Raw genomic sequence first — 1,562 nt, 5'->3', positions numbered from 1 at the left:
CGATATGGGTATGATGATCATCATGGCAAGAGGTGCGCAGACAATTTTAAGTGCCACCTCTTGCCAGTGCTGGCCGCCTTATGACGATTTGGAATGTCACACATGCGGCATGCTCCATCGTTCAAGCAATGTTCAAGCGATGGTGATCCTGAACGGGTCGCATTTGACGCAGGGCAGCTTGGTTGTCGAACTAAAATAGTTTAGTCAATTAGGAATAACGCGACGATAGAGCGTAGCTTCCGATGATGCCCGCATGCCTCTCCGACGACTGGATCCTCTGCCCGGAGAGAGAGGATATCTCCGCTGAATTCACCCGGCTGCTCACCGCAGCCCAGGAGGGCGGCGCCGCCATCGCGGAATGCCTGATGATCGCGCGACATCTCAAGCGCGGCGACGAGCAGTCCTGGCACCGCGAGTGGAAGAAGCTGGCGCGGACCAACCGGCACCGTGCCGAGGCCGCGTTCGCTGAAGGCCACATGGCGACCGCGCAGCGCAACTGGCTGCGTGCGATGAACTACTACGGCGCAGCCGCAATGCCGCTCGACCAGGCCGACGAGCGCCGCTGGGTCGCGGTGCTTGCGATGCAGGATTGCGCCCGCCGCTTCCTCGCGGCGCGCAGTCCGGCCGGCGAAGTCGTGACAGTGCCCTGGGCCGAAGGCCATTCGTTGCAGGGCTACTTCCTGCCCGCGTCCGCGAACGGGCGGGCGCCGACCGTGATCTGCATCGGCGAGCCCGGCCACCGCAAGGAGGAATTCCTGTTCAAGCTCGCGCCGCACGCGCGCGAGCGGGGATTCTCGATGCTGGCGCTGGACCTGTTGGGCGACCAGCGCGACGACTATGTCGACGTGCTGCTCCAGCGCCGGGATCTCGAGAGTTCGATCGCCAGCGTCATGGATTATCTGGAAACGCGTAGCGACGTCGATTTCGGGCGCGTCGCCGTGCTCGCCGACGGTTGGGGCTCCTCGTTCGTGGCGCGCGCGGTGTTGCAGGAGCCGCGGCTCGCTGCGGCCGTCTGCGACGGCGGCCTGTGGGACCTGCACGAGCGGGCCTTCTTTGCCAGCCGCTTCGCGATGAGCGACGTCAGCATCGTCCCGGTGCCGCATGCGCCGCTGATGGCCTCGAGCATCGAATGTCCGGTGCTCATTACGCTGGGCGAGGACGGTTGGCTCAAGGCCGACCGGGCGCGTCAGATCGTGCAGAAGTCCCGCTTCGGCAGCTCCGAGATCATGCTGAAAGTGTTCACGGCGGCGGAAACCGGCGCGGCGCAGTCCCATGCGGACAATCCGAGCCTTGCCAATGAATACATCTTCGACTGGCTCGAATCGCAGCTCGGCGCCGCCGGCCGCATCTGAAGCGCTCGCCTCAGAAGTCCAGGGTCAGGCGAACGCAGGCCTTCTCGAGCCGGGTCTTCAGCGTCGCGAGCTTGGTGGTGAATTCCGTCAGCTCGTCCTCGTCGAACTCCTGGAAGACGAATTCCTTGATCGTCTTGTACTGCTCGTTGAGGCTCGCCAGGTGCTTCTGCGTCTTCTCGGTCAGGGACAGCCTGACCACCCTAGCGTCGG

General features: G+C 63.9%; 2 protein-coding genes and 1 pseudogene. 2 read left to right on the top strand and 1 reads right to left on the bottom strand.

Translation table 11 applies throughout. From position 1 onward, the window contains the following. Together ACXJL8_RS40670 and ACXJL8_RS40665 are read left to right on the top strand one after the other, a co-directional pair. Window positions 1-199, top strand: a 199-nt coding sequence (locus ACXJL8_RS40670; RefSeq protein WP_456686992.1) for a hypothetical protein, incomplete at its 5' end; no start/stop codon positions are given. A 43-nt stretch (window positions 200-242) separates the two neighbouring features. Next, complete coding sequence (locus tag ACXJL8_RS40665) at window positions 243-1,352, top strand: alpha/beta hydrolase family protein (RefSeq protein ID WP_456686991.1); 1,110 nt, start codon at window positions 243-245, stop codon at window positions 1,350-1,352. Window positions 1,353-1,362: 10 nt separating this feature from the next. On the opposite strand, the pseudogene ACXJL8_RS40660 reads toward ACXJL8_RS40665, so the two are convergent. Beyond that, a pseudogene (locus ACXJL8_RS40660) lies at window positions 1,363-1,562 on the bottom strand (MarR family transcriptional regulator); the annotation flags it as partial.

This window comes from Bradyrhizobium sp. P5_C11_2, assembly GCF_054049755.1.
Note: the sequence above shows the minus strand (reverse complement) of the source record. Positions and strands in the feature narration are given on the sequence as shown.